The sequence below is a fragment of the Streptomyces sp. NPDC126510 genome (assembly GCF_040302345.1).
Taxonomy (GTDB): domain Bacteria; phylum Actinomycetota; class Actinomycetes; order Streptomycetales; family Streptomycetaceae; genus Streptomyces.
Map to the genome: position 1 here is coordinate 183,430 of NZ_JBEORR010000015.1, position 16,871 is coordinate 200,300.

Sequence of the window (16,871 nt, forward strand, 5' to 3'; positions counted from 1 at the left end):
GGTTCCTCAGCTCACCGCCGCGTAGTTCTCGTAGATCTCGTCGTCGTCGAGGGGCAGCACACCGCACCCCCGCTCGTACTCCGAGCGCGCCGTCTCCAGCAGCCGGCGCCAGGAGGTGACCGTGGGACGCCTGCGCAGCAGTGCGCGGCGCTCCCGCTCCGTCATGCCTCCCCACACACCGAACTCGACGCGGTTGTCGAGCGCGTCGGCCAGGCACTCCGTGCGCACCGGGCATCCGGTGCACACCGCCTTGGCCCTGTTCTGCGCTGCTCCCTGAACGAACAGTTCATCCGGATCGGTAGTGCGGCAGGCCGCCTGCGCACTCCAGTCGACTACCCAGCCCATACCGGCGCCGTCCTCTCCCGAATCGAGGCTCCCCCACGGCGGCAGCGGCATATTCACCGCCGCCAGTTGAGGACGTTACGGAAGGTGGGCACAGCGCAACACCCCCAGCGGGCCCAATCTTGAATGGCCCGAACGGACTATGGGTAAGCGGCAGATCACCCGGGGGAGTGAGCTGGCGACATACGTAACTTTCCCGGCAAACCAGGACAGTTCAGTTGCGTCACAACGGACGCCGTATGACACACAAGGCGGATTCGGACACGGCCCCAACAAAAAAGTTGGGGAACACCCAGAACGATTCGGGGTCGCCGGACGTATTGATACGTGGCCTCACTGTTGTGACAGTTGAGAGCAGCTTAGGCCAAGGCCTATACGCCTGTCCGGCGAATGAGAACGTAGGCTGCCCTCATGCCAAACAAGCGCTCGGGCGGTGGTCTGTCTCCCACACAACAGGCCGCCAAGTTCCTCGGAGTCAGTGTCCTCGCGGGAGCCGTGCTGGCCGGCATCGCACTGCCCGCCGTCGGCGCGCTGGGCCTGGCGGCCAAGGGATCGGTCGAGAGCTTCGACGATCTCCCGGTCAACATGAAGACCCCGCCGCTGAGTCAGCGCACCACGATCCTCGACGCCGACGGCGGCCAGATCGCCACGGTGTACTCGCGCGACCGCACGGTGGTCCCCCTCAAGGACATCTCGCCGTACATGCAGAAGGCGATCGTCGCGATCGAGGACTCGCGCTTCTACCAGCACGGCGCCGTCGACCTGAAGGGCGTCCTGCGCGCCCTCGACAAGAACGCGCGCAGCGGTGAGGTCTCCCAGGGAGCCTCGACACTGACACAGCAGTACGTGAAGAACGTCTTCGTCGAGGAGGCGGGCGACGACCCGACGAAGGTCGCGCAGGCCACCCAGCAGACCATCGGCCGCAAGATCCGCGAGCTCAAGTACGCGATCCAGGTCGAGGAGGAGCTGGGCAAGAAGAAGATCCTCGAGAACTACCTGAACATCACGTTCTTCGGCCAGCAGGCCTACGGCGTCGAGGCCGCCGCCCAGCGCTACTTCTCCAAGTCCGCCAAGGACCTCACCATCGAGCAGTCGGCCCTGCTCGCCGGCATCGTCCAGTCGCCCAGCCGGTACGACCCGGTCAACGACGAGGCGGAGGCACTCAAGCGCCGCAACACCGTGCTGCAACGCATGGCGGACGTCGGCGACATCTCCACGGCGCAGGCCGCCGACGCGATGAAGGCACCGCTCGGCCTGAAGGTCAGCAAGCCCAAGAACGGCTGCATCACGTCGGTCAAGGGCGCGGGCTTCTTCTGCGACTACGTGCGCGAGGTCTTCCTGACCGACCCGGTCTTCGGCAAGACCAAGGAGAAGCGCGCGAAGATCTGGAACCAGGGCGGCCTCACCATCCGCACGACCCTGGACCCGCAGGCCCAGAACGCGGCGCAGCGGTCCATCAAGGACCACGTCTACAAGAGCGACGAGGTGGCCACCGCCGCCACGATCGTCCAGCCCGGGACCGGCAAGATCCTCGCCATGGGCCAGTCGCGTCCGTACGGATTCAAGAAGAACGAGACGCAGATCAACCTCTCCGTCGACCAGTCGATGGGCGGCGGCATGGGCTACCAGCCCGGTTCGACGTTCAAGCCGATCGTGGCCGCGGCGGCTCTCGAGGACGGCATGCCGGCGAACAAGGTGTACTCCTCGCCGTACCAGATGGCGTACCCGAGCCCGGTCTCGGCCTGTGACGGCAAGCGGTGGATGAACGACCCCGCCAACCCGGCCAAGCTGCAGAACGAGAACTCCTCCGAGGTCGGCCCGTACGACATGCGGGAGGCGACCGCCAAGTCCGTCAACACCTACTACGTGCAGATGATCAGCGACATCGGCATCTGCCCGGTGACGACGATGGCGAAGAAGATGGGCGTCGTGCGCGCCGACGGCAACAAGATGCCGCAGGTGCCCTCCATCGCCCTCGGCACCCAGGAGATGTCCCCGCTGACCATGGCGGACGCCTACGCGACGTTCGCCTCGCGGGGCATGCACTGCACGCCGGTCGCCATCGAGTCGGCCAGCCGGCGGGTCGGTGACAAGACCACGTCGCTCGAGGTCCCGAAGTCGACCTGCTCCCGCGCGATGTCGGAGAACACCGCCGACACGATCAACACGCTGCTGAAGGGCGTCGTCGAGGACGGTACGGGTAAGAAGGCCGGCCTCGGCAGCCGCCCCAGTGCCGGTAAGACCGGTACGACGGACGAGCGCTACGCCGCCTGGTTCGTGGGCTACACGCCGAACATGGCGGGCGCGGTCTGGGTCGGCGACCCCGCGCACAAGCGCAAGATGGTCGGCATCACCATCGGCGGCCGGTCGTACGGCAAGGTCTTCGGTGGCGAGGTCCCCGGCCCGATCTGGGGCGACATGATGTCCGGCGCGCTGGAGGGCAAGCCCGTCGAGGACTTCAACACCGTGCACATCCCCAGCAGCAAGCCGCGGGACCGCGGTGACGGGGACGACGACGGTGGCGGCCGTGGTGACGGCGGCAACGACGACAACGACGACAGCTTCATCGGCGGTCTGGTCGGCGGCAACAACAACGGCGGAGGCGGCGAGACTTTCCCGACGCCCTCGTTCTCCATCCCGGAGGGCTTCTTCCGGGGCCAGGGCAACGGCGGCAACGGCAACGGCGGCCGGTTCGGCTGATCCGGCGGTCCGGTGGTCCGGTGGTCCGGTGGTCCGGCGGTCCGGCGTAACGCAGACGGCCCCTTCCTACCCGCGTGGGTGGGAAGGGGCCGTCTCAGTTCCGTCGTCCGTCGTCCGTCGTCCGGTCGAACGGTCAGCCGGTCGGCAGGGCCTCCGGGCCGATCACCAGGTCAGCCGGCCAGCAGCTTCTTCACAGCGGCGGCGACGCGGCCGCCCTCGGCCTGACCGGCCACCTTGGGGTTCACGATCTTCATGACCGCACCCATGGCCCGCGGCCCCTCGGCACCGGCCGCCTTCGCCTCCTCGACCGCCTGGGCGACGATCTGCTGGAGCTGCTCGTCCGACAGCTGCTGCGGCAGGTACGTGGCGAGGACCTCGCCCTCCGCCTTCTCCCGCTCGGCCTGCTCGGCACGGCCGCCCTGGGCGAAGGCGTCGGCGGCCTCACGCCGCTTCTTCGCCTCCCGGGTGATCACCTTCTGGACCTCGTCGTCGGAGAGCTCGCGCTTCGCCTTGCCCGCGACCTCCTCCTTGGTGATCGCGGCGAGCGTCAGCCGGAGCGTCGAGGAGCGCAGCTCGTCGCGCTCCTTGATCGCAACGTTGAGGTCATCCTGCAGCTTCGACTTGAGCGTGGTCATGGCGTCGATTGTCGCAGGTCCGGAAGGAACGGCGCCCCTCGATTTAGGGGGCCGTGACCGAAGGGCCGGTGCGATCAGGGGATTTCGTGCACCGCCCGGCACGGACCACGGCCGCGGTCTGACACGATGGTCGTATGCGCGCGCGATACGGAGTCCCCCTGGGAATCGCGGCGGCTGGCGCCGCCGGTCTGGTGTACGCGGCGGGCTTCGAGGCCCGCTCCTTCCGCCTCCGCCGGGTCACCGTCCCGGTCCTGCCCCCGGGAATGCGCCCCCTGCGTGTGCTCCAGGTCTCCGACATCCACATGGTCGGCGGCCAGCGCAAGAAGCAGCGCTGGCTGCGCTCCCTGGCGGGCCTGCGCCCCGACTTCGTGATCAACACCGGCGACAACCTCTCCGACCCGGAGGGCGTCCCGGAGGTCCTGGACGCGCTCGGCCCCCTGATGGAGTTCCCCGGCGCGTACGTCTTCGGGTCCAACGACTACTACGGCCCCAAGCTGCGCAACCCCGCCCGCTATCTGCTCGAGAAGGCCCAGGGCCGCCACGGGCTCAACGGCAACGCGCCGGCCGAGGGCGTCGTGCACAACCCGTGGGAGGACCTGCGGGACGGTTTCGACGCGGCGGGCTGGCTCAACCTGACCAACACGCGCGGCGAGCTCAAGCTCGAGGGCGGCTCGGTGGAGCTCACGGGCCTCGACGACCCGCACATCAAGCGGGACCGCTACGCGCAGGTGGCGGGTGGCCCGTCCGAGTCGGCGGACTTCTCGATGGGCGTGGTCCACGCCCCCTACCTGCGCAGCCTGGACGCCTTCACGGCCGACGCCTACCCCCTGATCCTGGCCGGCCACACCCACGGCGGCCAGCTGTGCATCCCCTTCTACGGCGCCCTGGTCACCAACTGCGACCTGGACACGGAGCGGGTGAAGGGCCTGTCCACGCACACGGCGCAGGGCCGTACGTCGTACCTGCACGTGTCGGCGGGCTGCGGCACGAACCGCTACACGCCGGTACGGTTCGCGTGCCCGCCGGAGGCGACGCTGCTGACGCTGGTCGGGCGGGAGTCTGTGGGGAGGTAAGGGGGCGGGGGCCGGTCCCGGGGCGCTGACATGGTGATGGCCCCGGTGAAAGGCCTCGGGCCGGGGGGACCGGCGGCACCGCCATCAGCCGCCCGCATGGGGTAACCCACACAGCCGCGCCCGCATCGCCCCCTATGTCCGTTTCTGTCAGCGTGGGGGCATGACCGCCCCGATACCCCGGGACATCCCGGACCTCCCAGCGATACCGTCCCCGCCGGCACTGAAGCCCGCCCCCGTGCCCGCCACGGCCGTCGTCACCCCGGTCCGCCGCCCCGCGGCCGCGACCTTCCGTCTGATGGTCGCCCTCGCGGCGGCCGCGGGCGTGACACTCGAAGTACTCCTCGGCGACCCGCCCCGCGTCCTGAGCTACTTCGTGATCCAGAGCAACATGCTCCTGGCACTGGTCATGACCCTCTCGGCCCGCCGCGCATGGACGGCCCGGCGCCCCCTGCCGGGTGCGGTGCTGGGCGCGACGCTGCTCTACGTCGTGATCGCGGCCTTGGTGCACCACCTGCTCCTGGCGAACGAGGCGAGCCCCTTCTCCCTCACGGGCGAGGCCGCCACCCCGACGGGCTGGCAGGCCGTCTCCCACGGGATGCTGCACACGGTGACCCCGATCGCGGCGGTACTGGACTGGCTCCTGCTCACGTCCCCCGGCCGCCTGCACCTCCGCCAGGCCAGCACCTGGCTCCTCTACCCGATGGCCTACCTGGCGTTCTGCCTCACCCGGGGCGAGCTGCTCCTCCCGGGCACACCCGACCGCTACCTCTACCCCTTCCTGGACGTCGGCCAGGACGGCTTCAAGCGGGTGCTCGGCAACGCCCTCCTCCTGGGCCTCTCCTTCTACGCCCTGGCCGTCCTCCTCGTGGCCCTCGATCACGCCCGCCCGAACCCCATCCGCCACCGCGGCAAAACCGGATTTCGTCTCTAGCCACCGGTGGGCTAAAGTAAACGTCGTCGCCGCGACAGCAGCGACATCGGGGTGTAGCGCAGCTTGGCAGCGCGCTTCGTTCGGGACGAAGAGGTCGTGGGTTCAAATCCCGCCACCCCGACGCTGGTCAGAGGGCCAATCGCATGATCGCGATTGGCCCTTTGTCGTGCTCGGGGGCCAAACAGGGGGCCAAACGAATTTGATCAGGCCACCACGTCGCCCTCTTCGTCGTCCTCCGCGGCCTCCCCTTCCTGATCTTCGGCGAAGATGTCGTCCATCGCTTCGGCACCCTGCGTGATCACGGGCCGGAGCTGCTTCCGGTAGACAGCCTCTGTGGTCGCCTGACTGCTGTGACCGACCAGGATCGCGATCCGCTCCAGCGGGATGCCGTGGTCAGAGAGCAGGGACACGAAGCTGTGCCGGAGCTCCCGCGGCGTCCACTCAGGCTTCAGTCCGGCCTTCCTCACTATGGCCTTGAAGTCTCGCCGGACGTTGGCTGCGTCCAGCGGCTCGCCGCTCCGAGTCGTGAAAACACGACCGGTCGGGCTCCACTCCATCCCTCTCGATGCCCGCTCCTGCTTCTGCCATCGCATGTGCTCTTCGAGGACGTCGACCACCTGCTTCGGCAGAGCAATGGTCCGGCGGCTCTTCCTGGTCTTGGTCTCACCGTGCTTGCGCACCGAGCGCCACACCGCGACGTGGGGCGGGATGCCGTCTGTCGTCTCCAGGAAGACGTGATCCCAGGTGAGGGGGCGCGCCTCTTCCGTGCGCACGCCACTGAGGAGCGAGAGCACAAGGTAGGCGTACAGCCGTGAGGGACGCGCGGCGGTGAGCACGGCTTTCGCCTGTTCCAAATTCAGCGCCTTGCTCGGACGGCCGGGACGCCCCTCCGGTGCGGTGACGAGCAGGGCGACATTCCGTGCCGCCTTGTCCCTACGCTGAGCGTGCTCGATGGAGCGGCGCAGGATGGCGAGCAGATCACGCAGACTTCGTGTTGCTAGGAATTCAGCCCTGCCGTCCAACCAGTCGTCCACGTCGTCCGCGATGAGTTCCTTCAGCTTGGCCTTGCCGATGAACGGAATCAGGTGCTTGTTTGCCATCGAGCGGTTCTTGCCGATGGTGCCCCTCTCGTCGCGCCCCTTTAGCCCGCGCTCCAACCACTCGTTCACCGCGTCGGCCACGGTGTAGTTGGCCGGCGCCTTGACGCCGGTCTGCAACTCCTTCTTCAGGTCCCGGATTTTCTGGCGAACTTCGGTCTTCGTCTTGCCGTACACCTTGGGGCGACGGCGCTTGCCGTTCGGGGCGTACCCCAGGGAGACGGCTCCCACGTAGCTCTTCTTGACGGGGTCCCAATAGATCGTGTCCGCACCGTGGCCAGCCCTTTGGGCGCGCTTCGGGGTCTCGGTCATGCTGTGCTGTGCCTCCATAGGACAGGGCCGCGCCCTGAAGGACGCGGCCCTGTAGAACTAGGTGAGGGGAACTTCAGGCGGTGGATTCCGCCTCGCGCTTGAGCAGTTCGACGTACTGAGCGATGTACTCCGGCGGCACGAGTCGGCGACGGCCGATGCGCACGGTCTGAAGGCGTCCGAGGCGTATCTCCTCGTAGACCATTGACCGTCCGATCCTGAGAGCTTTGGCCGCCTCTTCGGGCCGGTAGAGAAGCTGTTCGGCAGGTTCAGCAACCGTGGTCATGCTGCGGTGCCTCCTCGGCAGGGTTCTGGGGGCGGTGGCCCCCTTCCTGTCAGGTCCGCTACTTCCGCTACCTCCGCTACCGCCCTGGTCAGGGGCATGATCGAGGTAGCGGATAGGGGTAGCGGTAGCGGATGGAGCCGCTACCGGCCCCGGGTTCGTGGCCGCGGGGCGGGTAGCGGATGGGGCGGGGCGGTAGCGGACACGGAGCACGTATCCGCTACCGGTTTTAGGGCTCTGACCTGCCCGGTAGCGGAGGTAGCGGAAGTAGCGCACTTTCAGCGGGGGGCGGGCAGTAGCGCTGCCACGCGTCGTGCAGATCGCTCGCGTAGTAGCCCTTCATGACGCTGCCACCCGCCTTGATGTTGCGGGCCGCAATGGGAGCGTTGTCGGCAGTCATGTACTCCCGCAGCATCCGCGACAGCCCGCGGGCATCGAGGGGCTTGCCGCTCATGTCCGCCCACGGTGCCTCTTCGAGGCTGTGGAGCCGGTCGAGGATGGCGACGGTGGGCAGGCGGTCGATGCCGTTGAACACGTAGTCGCGCAGGTCGGTGAGCAGGCGGATGCCGATGCTGCCCTTGTCGCTGGTCTTGGCCGCGTTGACCAGCTCGATGCAGGCGGCGCGGGCCCGCTCCGGCCACGCTCCGCCCGCCGCGTCGGCCACGGCGAGCAGGGGTTCCCACACGTCCGCGGGCCGGTCGCTGATGCCTTCCGGGAGCTCCGGGAAGACCCCATCGACCGTATGGCGGACGGACTGTGTCCAGGCGGCGAGCCGGTCGCGCAGGGCGTGGCCTTCCCTCTCGTGGATGCGCTGCCGGAACGGCTCCACGCGCTCGTTGGGGGCGCGGCGGCGCATGCGGACGATGACGGAGCGGGTCAGGATCGTGTCCGGCAGTGAGCCGAGACCGGCGACCGCGACCCCGCAGAACGAGGGGAACTCCTGTACCTGCTGATTGGCCCCGTCGCCGACGCAGCGCCACATGACGCCGGAACGTCGGTGACCTGCGTTGAGGAACCCGCGGAGCTGTTCGTTCTCTCCGGCCTTGGGTCCGAAGACGGTGTCGATCTCGTCGAAAAGGATCGTGGGCCGTCCCTCCATCCCGGAGACCGCGCGGAAGAGCGCGGAGGCGGAGGCGTTGACCGCGACCATAGGTTGCGGCACGAGGGTTTCCACGATCTCCAGCGCGCGGGACTTGCCCGAGCCCGGCTCCGGGGAGAGGAACGCGAGTCGCGGGGTGGAGTCGAAGCAGTCGAGCAGGTGGGCGTGCGCGTCCCACAGCGTGACGGCGACGTAGGCGGCTTCGAGGGGGAAGATGTTGAAGCGCCGGTGGAAGGCTTCGACCTCGTCGAGCAGTGCGGCGCCATCGGTGGCGGGTGCCGGCGGATTGGTGCTCATGCCGCCTGCCTCCCTTCCTGGTTGGTGCGGAGCGGGCATGCGTCACGGTGGGCGGTGTGGTCGTCGATCAGGGCGAGCACCTTCCTGTGGCCGACGGCGCTGCGGTCGCGGCCGCACAGGCACTTCGAGGTGGCCGTGGGCACGGTGCCGCGCGGTGCGGAGATGCACAGCCACGCGATTGGGCACCGGCCGTCACCCTGGCGCGGGTCAGGGCGAAGAGCAGAGGGGACGCCCTTGCGGGCGGCACCTTTCGGCTCGCCCACGGCCAGATTGGACGTGGCGGGTGCGGCGGAGCGCGGGCCGCTCGGGGTGTCGGGGAGGCTCTTCAGGGAGGGGCGGGGCGGGGTGCTCATGCCGCCCTCCGCTGGCCGTTGCGGGCGATCGACCAGTTCAGACCACTGCGAATGGTCGCCTCACAGGACCGCGGCGAGAGACCGGTCTGCTCCCCCGCCCACTGAAGAGCCTCCTCAACCTGCTCCCTGGGGAGGTCGCCCCACGCGATGAACCGTCCCAGGGCTCGCGCGGCCCGCAGCAAGGTGGCGTTGCGCTCGCCCTCCGGGGCCTGCCGCACGGACGCGGTTTCCGCGTTCAAGCCCGCTGCGGCATAGCGAGAGGCCCGAACGGCCGATGGTGCAGCCATCAGTGCCTGCGAAGCCTGACGTGTCGTCAGACGACTGTGCAGCCAGTCCGGCAGGGGCGCGAGCGGCGCGTCGTTGACGACTGCGTAGGCGCCGGTGGGGGTGAGGCTGCCGGGGGCGACGACGTAGCCGCCCCATGCGCGGGTGTCGATGCGCTTGCCGAGCCGTCCGGCCGTGTTGCCGAGCCGGGCGCCGGGCGGGGCGGTGAAGTACAGATGCACTCCGCCGCTCGCGGTCCGCACCGTGCGGGTGGTGGGCACAGCCTGCCCGGCGCGCTCGCAGAGCGCCGTGAAGGTCGTCACGCCGTTAGGCGTGTCCGTACTGCTCTTCCGCTTGGGCACGTCGAGGTCGACGACGACCAGCCCGGACGGGCCGGTCGCGATGCCGACGTTGAACGGCAGGTCGCCCCACGCGCGACGGATGCGGTCCGGGTCGATGGTGGCGCGCTCTTCCCACTTGCGGTGACCGCCCGCGCAGTCCCCGATGCCGGGGCAGACGTCCTCACCGTGCAGGGCCGGACGTTTGTCGCCAGGACGCAGCGGGAGGACGGCCCATCCCTGCTCCGCCGCGTCGAGGGCGGCGTAGAGGAGGTGACGGTTCATGCCGTCACCCCCGGCGCGCTCGATGGGGTGGCATGAGCCGGACGGCCCTCGCCGAACGGCGCTCGTTGGGTCATGCTGGATGTCTCCTGCTCTCTTGGAGGGACTGGAGAACCGGGGCGGGCGCAGGCTTGTGGTGAGACGGCGCCCGCCTCGGGCGTAGCTAGCTGTGGAAGTGGTTGCGCTTGAAGACGGCCCTGCGGATATTGACCGTGGTCCCGCTGCGATGGCCGCTCGCGCTGAAGACCTGCACGGCGATCCAGCCGCCGAAGATGACGGCGGCGAGGATGATGAGCTGCCCGATGAACGCGGTCAGGGCGGCGATGAACGAGGTGACCAGCAGCAGCCCGCCGCACGCCGCGAGGAACCCGACACCGCCGAGGGCGACGTTCACCGCCGTGCGGGACACGGCCGGTTTGGCGGCGACCGGTTCCGGCTGAGCCGGTGCTACGGCGTAGCCGGTGATGATGCGGCCGTCCGGGAGGATGACGCTCGCCACGGTCGGGATGGTGCCCGGCTGCACGGGCACGATCGGGGCGGTGTGCGCGGGCGCGATCGGGGTGGGGTGGTGGACTTCCACGGCGGCCGTCTCGTGACTCGCCGGGAGGCTGTAGGCGGTGGGTTCGTTCACGGCGGTGTCTCCTCAGTTGTCGAGGTCGTTGACGTTGAGGGTGTCGGCGCATGCCTGCACGAGGTTGTGGATGGGCTCGTAGGCGCCGGTTCCGGCGGCGAAGAACCCGAAGAGGAACAGGACGATGGCCGCGCCGCCTCCGGCGGACTTGGTCTTGACGGCGAGGGCGGAGGCGGCGCCGAAGAGCAGCACGGCGGAGATGTTGAGGATCACGGGAGAAACTCGCTTTCAGGCGAGGTTGACGGGGGGATACGCTGCGCGGGCCCCAGGTGCTCGCAAGCTTGGGGACATGGATCGGCGGTCGCGCTGGCGAGCACTTGCCTCGTGCGATTCCGCTGTAGCGGGTGGCCGCCGGTCCGATTCCGTGAGCCGCTAGTCGGCGGTGCCTGCGCGGTAGATGCGGGCCCAGCGGTTGTAGAGCCAGCGGCCGACGCGTATGCGCTTGCCGGTGGCCTTGCAGCGGCGGCAGTCCTTGCCGCGCTTCATGCGGCCCTTGCGGTCGCTCTTCATGGCGAAGCCCCAGCCGTTGCACTTGCGGCAGTTGCCGAACGGCGAGGCAGCACACACCGCGACATAACACAGCGTTACGCCGAGAATCAGGGTGATAGCGAGCAGGACAGGGGTCATGACGGGCCCTTCCAGGCGGGTTTCAAGGGTTTCCGCAGATGGGCCGCTATCAGCTAGCGGCCTGCTCAGAGCGGGTTTGGGGCGCTAGCGGAGCCGCTAACGTTAGCGGGGCGTGCCGCTAGCGCTAGCGGCCTCGGACACTCAGCCCGCGTCCCGCTTTCCGTCACGCTCCGCAATCGCAGCGGTGATGTGGGAGCGGTCGATGCCGCGCCGGTTGACGACCTTGCCCTTCACGCGGCGGCCCACCTGGATGGTGGAGATGCCGTGAGGCTTCAGGGCCGCGGCCAGTCCCTCGGGGTCCCAGCCGTCGTAGACCTCCTCGCGCAGTTCTGCGAGCCGGGCAACGACGGTCTCGGACCACACCTTGGGCTCACCGGCCGGCACAACGGCGAGGATGTCGCGCAGCAGGTCATACGCGCTGGTGACCGGCTCGGGCGCCTCGCCGAGCGCGTGACCGGACAGGGTGCCCGCTTCCTCGCGCAAGCGGCGGGCGCGGGCGCCGATGGCGTCGGCACCCTGTCCGTCGACATATACGGAGCGCACGATCCGGGCGTCAGAGCCTTCACCGACGAAGTAGTGAATGCCCTTGTCACCCCAGGCGAACATGGTCGCCCGCACGCCCCGCTTGTACGCGGACGTGCCGAGCACCATGTCGTTCTCCAGCTGGCCCATGACCTTCAGGCACCAGCGGGCCGAAGCGTTCGCGCTGATGCCGGTGGGCAGCGCCTTGGCGTCCGGGCGCTGCGTGGCGAGTAGCAGCACGATGCCGGTGGCGGGGCCGCGCTTGACCAGGTCGGTTGCGATCTCCTCGAACTCCTTGGCGTGCTCGGGGTGCTCGAAGAGAACCTGGCACTCATCCACGCCGATCACGATCGGGTGCAGTCCAAGGGAGCGCTTGTCGGCGAGAGCGCTGGTCACCTTCGACTCCGGGCAGACGTCCCGCGGAAGCGAGCGGATCACCTTGGTGCGGCGCCGCAACTCCTCGCGCAGCGCCCGGAAGTCGTTCAGGCAGTAGGTGATGGAGTCGTCATCGTCGCCCGCAGCGTGCCGGTGGGAGACGGCGTCACCAACCGGGTCCAGGTCACCGGTGCCCTTCATGTCGTAGGTGTGCAGCTCCGCCCGCGGGTCGAGGGCGGCGATGAGCAGCAGCAGGCGGAGCAGGAACGTCTTGCCCATGCGCGGGATGGCGCCGATGACACCCGCGATGTACATGAGCGTTGCTTCGACCCAGCGTCCGCGCTGGTCGGTGCCGTAGGCGACCGGCTTGAACAGGTCCACCGAACCCGACTTGAGCAGCGGCCACTTGGGCTGCTTGGCGCGGGACATGTCCTGATCCCCCACCCACAGCACGAGGTGACCGGTGTGCTCATCCGGCACCGCCTCGGGCCACACGCACCCCAGCGGGCGGCGCAGGCCGGAAGCGAGCCGGTCGCGACGCTCGATGACGTCGGTCACCGTGACGCCGTACGGCAGGTTGCCCTCCGCGCGCCAGCCGGGGCCGTCGCGGGTGATCGGGGCGGTGAACTCGAACCCGTCGCGGCCCTTGGCCTGCGCCTGGTTGATGGCGGGGATGCCGAGCGCCCCGAGCGCACGCAGCACGATGTCACTGGTGAGCTTGACCGCCTTGGGAAGTTCCACAGCCCTGTGGATGACCGGGGCGTCCGCCTGCTGTCCGGCGTAGCCGAGCGCCATTAGGACCGCGCTCACCGACACCGCCTGAAGCCAGCCGGGGGCGAGCACGTACATGGCGAGCGCGGCGCCGAGCCCGACGAACATGGCGAGCACGGTCACCAGCGTGCGCAGTCGGACCCGTCCGTCGCGCTGCCGCGACAGCTTCAGGTACTCGGCTGCGTCCTCGCGGCGGACCGCGGCGAGTCGGACCGGCTCCCCCTCACGGTCGGCCACCCACCGCATCGTACCGCCCACGAACCGGGCGGCACCGGTCGGTGCCTGAAGCGTGAGCCGTGCGGCGTAGACCGGGGCACGCAGCGCGTGATACCCGGCGGCGTGCGCGTAGTGGCGGGCCACCCACGCCGTGGCGGTCCGCAGCTCCGCCACCGAACGCAGCCACAGCGGAACCACCGCACGGCGCTGCGCCCCGCGCAGCCGACCGAGGTAGCCCGGACCGGTGGCGGTCGGGTTCGGCTGGTCGACCACCACGCGGGCGGTCGGGTTGCCCGACTCGCTGCCCGACCCGTCCGCGCGGGAGTCGGGCGACCGGTCGGCGTCGGGTCGGGTGGTCGGGTCGGCCGACTCGGCACGGGCCGACCGTGCCTTGTCGAGGTCGACTACTTCGCCGCCGGAGTCGGCTGCCATCTCGGCTTCGAGTCGGTTGAAGAGTTCGTTGTCGTCGTCGGGGTGCTTCACTGAGATTCCCTTCCAAGGGGAGGAAGGCAGGGCCGGTCCGTCGCTGTAGGAGGTGGGCGGACCGGCCCTGCCGGATGGTTGGTGGGAAGTTCAAGCGGCGCGCTGTTCCTCGGGGTAGGCGCAAGGCACGCACATGCCGAGCGAGCCAGGGATGACGTATCCGGCCTCCATCCGGCACACCGGGCAGGTACGGCGGGCGCGCATCGCCTTGGCGAGCGCGGCCCGCTTGCCCGGCGTCATCGGGCGGACCGGCTTGGCGCGGTCGACGCGGTAGAGGTACGCGACCAGCGGGCCGCGCCGGTAGCGCGGTCGCAGGACCTGAGCCGCGATCGGCTGCCCGCCCGGACGTAAGCCGCGGGCGCGGAGCTGGCGGCGCGTGGCGAGCCCGTCGGGGGCGTAGCGCCACGGGTAGGTGGGGATGCCGAACTGGCTACCGGAAGGGTCGAAGCACTTGCCGAATGCCCCGGGCATCAGGCGGCCTCAGTCTCTGACTCCTCGTCCTCCGGCGCGTCCACAGCGTGCAGCGGGCGGCCCTCAGCGCGCTCGCGCTTCAGGGTGTCGCGCAGCGTGCGGGCGTTGGCCTGCGAGACGTGCAGCGTGGTGCGGATGCGGTCCGCGGTCAACTCCGCGTCCGGCCAGTCGGCGGTTTTCTCGCGGGCGTCGGTCAGCAGCTCGTCGAAGGTGCGCTGCGCCTTGGGCTTGCCTTTGGCGGCGGGTCGGCGGCGCGGGCGCGGCTTGGGGTCGGCAGGGGGTGCCGGCGGAGTCTCCGCCGGGGGCGGGGTGGGTGCCTCCTGCTCGGTGGCGGGGGCGAGTTCGCCCATGCGCAGCATCACACGCTCGCGCCGCGGGGTCTTCGAGCGCCACTTACGGCCGTAGCGCTCCCGCAGGTCCGCGCGGGCCAACTGCCGCTCCCTCTCCCGCTTCAGCGCCTCCGAGTAGGAGGTGACCTCCCACAGCGTCATGCGGCGCCACAGCGCGAAGGTAGAGGGGAAGGCGAGAAGCCAACGAGAGAACCGGATCTTCTCCATGCGCCGACCGGTGGCCGCGCCGATCCGTACGGCGTAGATGTGCGCGCCGATCTCGGAGAACACCACCCACAGCAGCGGCATGGTGCCGTGGGCGACCTTCGCCCACATACCCTGTCCGGCCGCGACGTTAAGCCCGCAGGTGACCAGCGTGAGGACCCAGGGCACGAACCGCACCCACGCGAGCGCCATATCCATCCGGATCAACAGAAGGTTGGCCACGGTGAACACCGGAATGGCCACGTCGATACCGACCGGCAGCATCCACGGCTCACCGAAACCCCAACGCGCAGCAGCAGCGGACACGGCGTCGAACGAGGAGATCAGACCCAGCGCGCCGACACCGGCCGCGGCGAGCGCGCCGACTCCGGCGAGCCCCATTTCCGGGCGGGTCAGCGGCGGTACGCCCGGACGCTCAGTGGTCTGCGTCGTCATTCCGCACCCCCTCGAACGGCGGGTTGACCAGTCCGGTCAGGGCGGCGATCTCGTCGCCGGTCAGAACCGTGCGCTCGGTCATGGCGTGCGCCACAGTCCAGATCTCGCGCCACAGGTGGCAGACCTTGCGGCGGGCCATCCCGCGCACCATCCCCCAGGACTTGCCGCCCTCCGGCACGTGGTCGCGGCCGAGGCGGAAGCCGAATTGGGCGAGCACGTCGATGGCCAGCTCACGGTCATGGTCGGCAGCGCATGCGGCGGCGCGCTCAGGCGTCCACAGCCCGTAAGCCATGAGGTACTGCACGTGGGCAATCTCTCCGGCTGCGCACTGTGCGGCGTAGTGCCACGGCGGAGTGTTGTGGGCCTGGCTCCTGGTGCTGCCAGTGACGGCCCACTTGCCCGGTTCCGGCTCCCACGCAATGACCTTGGACTTGGCGATGTGCATGCCGTAAGCCATAGACAGCACGGCGTGCCCAGCCTCGTGGAAGGCCATGCCCAACCGGGCCTGCTCGTAGGTCAGCGGCATGTCGAACATGGGGCGCGGCTTGCCGGTGTGGTCGGTCAGTGCCTCGGGAGCGGGGGCCACCGTCGTCATGCCGCCACCGCCTTGCGCGTCGCACTGCGACGGCCGGGGCGCGGCAGCGGGACGACGTCGAACAGCTCCGGGTGCGTGTCGATGACCTCGGCAGCGATGCGGGCTACGTCGTCGGCAAGGCCGGGGTTGTCGGCGAGGATGTCGCGGGCCGCGTCCTCGCGGGCCGCGCGCTCCTCATCGGTCTCGCCCTCGACTCCGAGCCACAGTTCGATCGGAGTGCCGAGCGCGAGTTCCACAAACTCATCGGTGGTGACGGCCTGCTGATGGCCGATGAAGGTACGCATGTTGGGGCTCCTGGTTGGAGGGACAGGAAGCCGGAGAGCCGCAGGCGTGTTGGTGAGACGGCGACTGCTCCGAGCCCCAGCCGCGAGCGCGGCAGGGGTGAGTGCCCCGGCCGGGAGTCGAACCCGGCCTGCGACCATCGGGGCAGTTCTGGAAGCGAGCGAAACCGAAGGCATGAGATGCCAGGTCGGGGCCGCCCGCATGATCGAGTGCGCGGGTCTTGCTCCGCGCGGGCCGCCTTCTTGGTGCTGAGGACAGGCGGTAGATCCTCCGTCCGCTGTTGAGTTCTCAAGGTGCGGTCAGTGCGGGGCCCGCGGCGCGCGACCTAAGCCGCCTTCCGACCGCCGCAAGCGGCAGCTACGGGCAATCCCGAACCATTCGTGCAGGTCAAGCGGCCGCTAACCGAAGTTCCGGGCGACCGCTTGCTAACTAGCTTGCACTAGTCTGCTGTGGTGCACAACCCATGTGAGGTGATGCGCTCTAGTTCGCTGTGGTGGGTACGCTCAGAGCATGACTGTCACAGGAGGGCCGAAGCCGAAAGCGGTGCAGGTCGCGGACGCACTGCGCGAAGACATCAAGAGAATGAAGCCGGGGGAAAAGCTCCCCTCACAGCGCGAGTTGATCGACCGGTTCGGGTTCGCGAGCCAGACCATCCAGAACGGATTGGCGGCGCTTCGGGCCGAAGGGTTGATCGTGTCGGCAGGGAACCTCGGCAACTTCGTCAGCGACGGGGCTTCCCCCAGCAGCGACGTGCGCGACGACATCAAGGAAATCCGCTCCCAGATTCAGGCGTTGACTGAACGGGTCGTAGCGCTCGAAGAGCGTTCCGCCCCGGGTGGTGCGTGATCTGCAACCAGCATGCAGAGAACGGGAGTTGTGAGGTAAGTGACAGCCAGGGGACGCCGA

At 69.2% G+C, this 16,871-nt stretch carries 19 protein-coding genes and 1 tRNA gene; 5 read left to right on the plus strand and 15 right to left on the minus strand.

Annotation, left to right across the window (positions count from 1 at the left end):
* Window positions 1-6 precede the first annotated feature (6 nt).
* Window positions 7-345: a transcriptional regulator WblA gene (wblA, locus tag ABTX60_RS22775; protein WP_053669668.1), complete on the minus strand. Its 339-nt coding sequence runs from the start codon at window positions 343-345 to the stop codon at window positions 7-9.
* Window positions 346-753: 408 nt separating this feature from the next.
* Between wblA and ABTX60_RS22780 the strand changes: the two genes are divergently transcribed.
* Window positions 754-3,042, plus strand: a complete 2,289-nt coding sequence (locus ABTX60_RS22780) for a transglycosylase domain-containing protein (protein WP_352098829.1) — start codon at window positions 754-756, stop codon at window positions 3,040-3,042.
* Window positions 3,043-3,212: 170 nt separating this feature from the next.
* Here the strand turns inward: ABTX60_RS22780 and ABTX60_RS22785 are convergent, their stop codons facing one another.
* The gene (locus ABTX60_RS22785; protein WP_031140444.1) at window positions 3,213-3,677 is read right to left on the minus strand and encodes a GatB/YqeY domain-containing protein; all 465 of its coding nucleotides are present in this window, start codon (window positions 3,675-3,677) and stop codon (window positions 3,213-3,215) included.
* Window positions 3,678-3,811: 134 nt separating this feature from the next.
* Between ABTX60_RS22785 and ABTX60_RS22790 the strand changes: the two genes are divergently transcribed.
* From ABTX60_RS22790 to ABTX60_RS22800, 3 genes are all read left to right on the plus strand, one after another.
* Window positions 3,812-4,750 (plus strand): metallophosphoesterase, encoded by a 939-nt coding sequence (locus tag ABTX60_RS22790; RefSeq protein ID WP_352098830.1) that lies wholly within the window; start codon window positions 3,812-3,814, stop codon window positions 4,748-4,750.
* A 160-nt stretch (window positions 4,751-4,910) separates the two neighbouring features.
* Window positions 4,911-5,681, plus strand: coding sequence for a Pr6Pr family membrane protein (locus ABTX60_RS22795; protein ID WP_352098831.1), 771 nt, complete (start codon window positions 4,911-4,913; stop codon window positions 5,679-5,681).
* 47 nt (window positions 5,682-5,728) lie between these two features.
* A tRNA-Pro gene (locus ABTX60_RS22800) sits at window positions 5,729-5,802 on the plus strand.
* Window positions 5,803-5,884: 82 nt separating this feature from the next.
* Here the strand turns inward: ABTX60_RS22800 and ABTX60_RS22805 are convergent.
* From ABTX60_RS22805 to ABTX60_RS22865, 13 genes are all read right to left on the minus strand, one after another.
* Complete coding sequence (locus ABTX60_RS22805) at window positions 5,885-7,090, minus strand: site-specific integrase (protein ID WP_352098832.1); 1,206 nt, start codon at window positions 7,088-7,090, stop codon at window positions 5,885-5,887.
* 73 nt (window positions 7,091-7,163) lie between these two features.
* Entirely contained in the window at window positions 7,164-7,373 is a 210-nt protein-coding gene (locus ABTX60_RS22810) for a helix-turn-helix domain-containing protein (RefSeq protein WP_352098833.1), read from the minus strand.
* 226 nt (window positions 7,374-7,599) lie between these two features.
* Window positions 7,600-8,766 carry a DUF3631 domain-containing protein gene (locus tag ABTX60_RS22815; protein WP_352098834.1) on the minus strand — a complete coding sequence of 389 codons (1,167 nt, stop codon included), beginning with the start codon at window positions 8,764-8,766 and terminating at the stop codon, window positions 7,600-7,602.
* Window positions 8,763-9,119 (minus strand): hypothetical protein, encoded by a 357-nt coding sequence (locus tag ABTX60_RS22820; protein WP_352098835.1) that lies wholly within the window; start codon window positions 9,117-9,119, stop codon window positions 8,763-8,765. The genes ABTX60_RS22815 and ABTX60_RS22820 overlap by 4 nt, the downstream gene beginning before the upstream one ends.
* Entirely contained in the window at window positions 9,116-10,006 is an 891-nt protein-coding gene (locus tag ABTX60_RS22825) for a bifunctional DNA primase/polymerase (RefSeq protein WP_352098836.1), read from the minus strand. The genes ABTX60_RS22820 and ABTX60_RS22825 overlap by 4 nt, the downstream gene beginning before the upstream one ends.
* Before the next feature lie 160 nt (window positions 10,007-10,166).
* Complete coding sequence (locus ABTX60_RS22830; protein WP_352098837.1) at window positions 10,167-10,634, minus strand: hypothetical protein; 468 nt, start codon at window positions 10,632-10,634, stop codon at window positions 10,167-10,169.
* A 12-nt stretch (window positions 10,635-10,646) separates the two neighbouring features.
* On the minus strand, window positions 10,647-10,847 hold the full coding sequence (locus ABTX60_RS22835; RefSeq protein ID WP_352098838.1) for a hypothetical protein: 201 nt from the start codon (window positions 10,845-10,847) through the stop codon (window positions 10,647-10,649).
* 159 nt (window positions 10,848-11,006) lie between these two features.
* Window positions 11,007-11,261, minus strand: a complete 255-nt coding sequence (locus ABTX60_RS22840; protein WP_352098839.1) for a hypothetical protein — start codon at window positions 11,259-11,261, stop codon at window positions 11,007-11,009.
* 141 nt (window positions 11,262-11,402) lie between these two features.
* Window positions 11,403-13,628, minus strand: coding sequence for a cell division protein FtsK (locus tag ABTX60_RS22845; protein ID WP_352098840.1), 2,226 nt, complete (start codon window positions 13,626-13,628; stop codon window positions 11,403-11,405).
* Window positions 13,629-13,718: 90 nt separating this feature from the next.
* On the minus strand, window positions 13,719-14,099 hold the full coding sequence (locus ABTX60_RS22850) for an RRQRL motif-containing zinc-binding protein (protein WP_352098841.1): 381 nt from the start codon (window positions 14,097-14,099) through the stop codon (window positions 13,719-13,721).
* A complete protein-coding gene (locus tag ABTX60_RS22855) occupies window positions 14,099-15,088 on the minus strand; it encodes a DUF2637 domain-containing protein (protein WP_352098842.1) in 990 nt (329 codons plus the stop codon). Before ABTX60_RS22855 ends, ABTX60_RS22850 begins: the two co-directional genes overlap by 1 nt.
* Window positions 15,069-15,683, minus strand: coding sequence for a hypothetical protein (locus tag ABTX60_RS22860; RefSeq protein WP_352098843.1), 615 nt, complete (start codon window positions 15,681-15,683; stop codon window positions 15,069-15,071). Before ABTX60_RS22860 ends, ABTX60_RS22855 begins: the two co-directional genes overlap by 20 nt.
* The gene (locus ABTX60_RS22865) at window positions 15,680-15,967 is read right to left on the minus strand and encodes a hypothetical protein (RefSeq protein ID WP_352098844.1); all 288 of its coding nucleotides are present in this window, start codon (window positions 15,965-15,967) and stop codon (window positions 15,680-15,682) included. Before ABTX60_RS22865 ends, ABTX60_RS22860 begins: the two co-directional genes overlap by 4 nt.
* Before the next feature lie 508 nt (window positions 15,968-16,475).
* Between ABTX60_RS22865 and ABTX60_RS22870 the strand changes: the two genes are divergently transcribed.
* On the plus strand, window positions 16,476-16,811 hold the full coding sequence (locus tag ABTX60_RS22870; protein ID WP_352098845.1) for a GntR family transcriptional regulator: 336 nt from the start codon (window positions 16,476-16,478) through the stop codon (window positions 16,809-16,811).
* Window positions 16,812-16,871 lie beyond the last annotated feature (60 nt).

What these genes read in the sequence shown, in the direction of transcription:
- wblA (WP_053669668.1), bottom strand. Translation starts at nt 345, where the DNA reads ATGGGCTGGGTAGTCGACTGGAGTGCGCAGGCGGCCTGCCGCACTACC.
- ABTX60_RS22780 (WP_352098829.1), top strand. Translation starts at nt 754, where the DNA reads ATGCCAAACAAGCGCTCGGGCGGTGGTCTGTCTCCCACACAACAGGCC.
- ABTX60_RS22785 (WP_031140444.1), bottom strand. Translation starts at nt 3,677, where the DNA reads ATGACCACGCTCAAGTCGAAGCTGCAGGATGACCTCAACGTTGCGATC.
- ABTX60_RS22790 (WP_352098830.1), top strand. Translation starts at nt 3,812, where the DNA reads ATGCGCGCGCGATACGGAGTCCCCCTGGGAATCGCGGCGGCTGGCGCC.
- ABTX60_RS22795 (WP_352098831.1), top strand. Translation starts at nt 4,911, where the DNA reads ATGACCGCCCCGATACCCCGGGACATCCCGGACCTCCCAGCGATACCG.
- ABTX60_RS22805 (WP_352098832.1), bottom strand. Translation starts at nt 7,090, where the DNA reads ATGACCGAGACCCCGAAGCGCGCCCAAAGGGCTGGCCACGGTGCGGAC.
- ABTX60_RS22810 (WP_352098833.1), bottom strand. Translation starts at nt 7,373, where the DNA reads ATGACCACGGTTGCTGAACCTGCCGAACAGCTTCTCTACCGGCCCGAA.
- ABTX60_RS22815 (WP_352098834.1), bottom strand. Translation starts at nt 8,766, where the DNA reads ATGAGCACCAATCCGCCGGCACCCGCCACCGATGGCGCCGCACTGCTC.
- ABTX60_RS22820 (WP_352098835.1), bottom strand. Translation starts at nt 9,119, where the DNA reads ATGAGCACCCCGCCCCGCCCCTCCCTGAAGAGCCTCCCCGACACCCCG.
- ABTX60_RS22825 (WP_352098836.1), bottom strand. Translation starts at nt 10,006, where the DNA reads ATGAACCGTCACCTCCTCTACGCCGCCCTCGACGCGGCGGAGCAGGGA.
- ABTX60_RS22840 (WP_352098839.1), bottom strand. Translation starts at nt 11,261, where the DNA reads ATGACCCCTGTCCTGCTCGCTATCACCCTGATTCTCGGCGTAACGCTG.
- ABTX60_RS22850 (WP_352098841.1), bottom strand. Translation starts at nt 14,099, where the DNA reads ATGCCCGGGGCATTCGGCAAGTGCTTCGACCCTTCCGGTAGCCAGTTC.
- ABTX60_RS22855 (WP_352098842.1), bottom strand. Translation starts at nt 15,088, where the DNA reads ATGACGACGCAGACCACTGAGCGTCCGGGCGTACCGCCGCTGACCCGC.
- ABTX60_RS22860 (WP_352098843.1), bottom strand. Translation starts at nt 15,683, where the DNA reads ATGACGACGGTGGCCCCCGCTCCCGAGGCACTGACCGACCACACCGGC.
- ABTX60_RS22865 (WP_352098844.1), bottom strand. Translation starts at nt 15,967, where the DNA reads ATGCGTACCTTCATCGGCCATCAGCAGGCCGTCACCACCGATGAGTTT.
- ABTX60_RS22870 (WP_352098845.1), top strand. Translation starts at nt 16,476, where the DNA reads ATGACTGTCACAGGAGGGCCGAAGCCGAAAGCGGTGCAGGTCGCGGAC.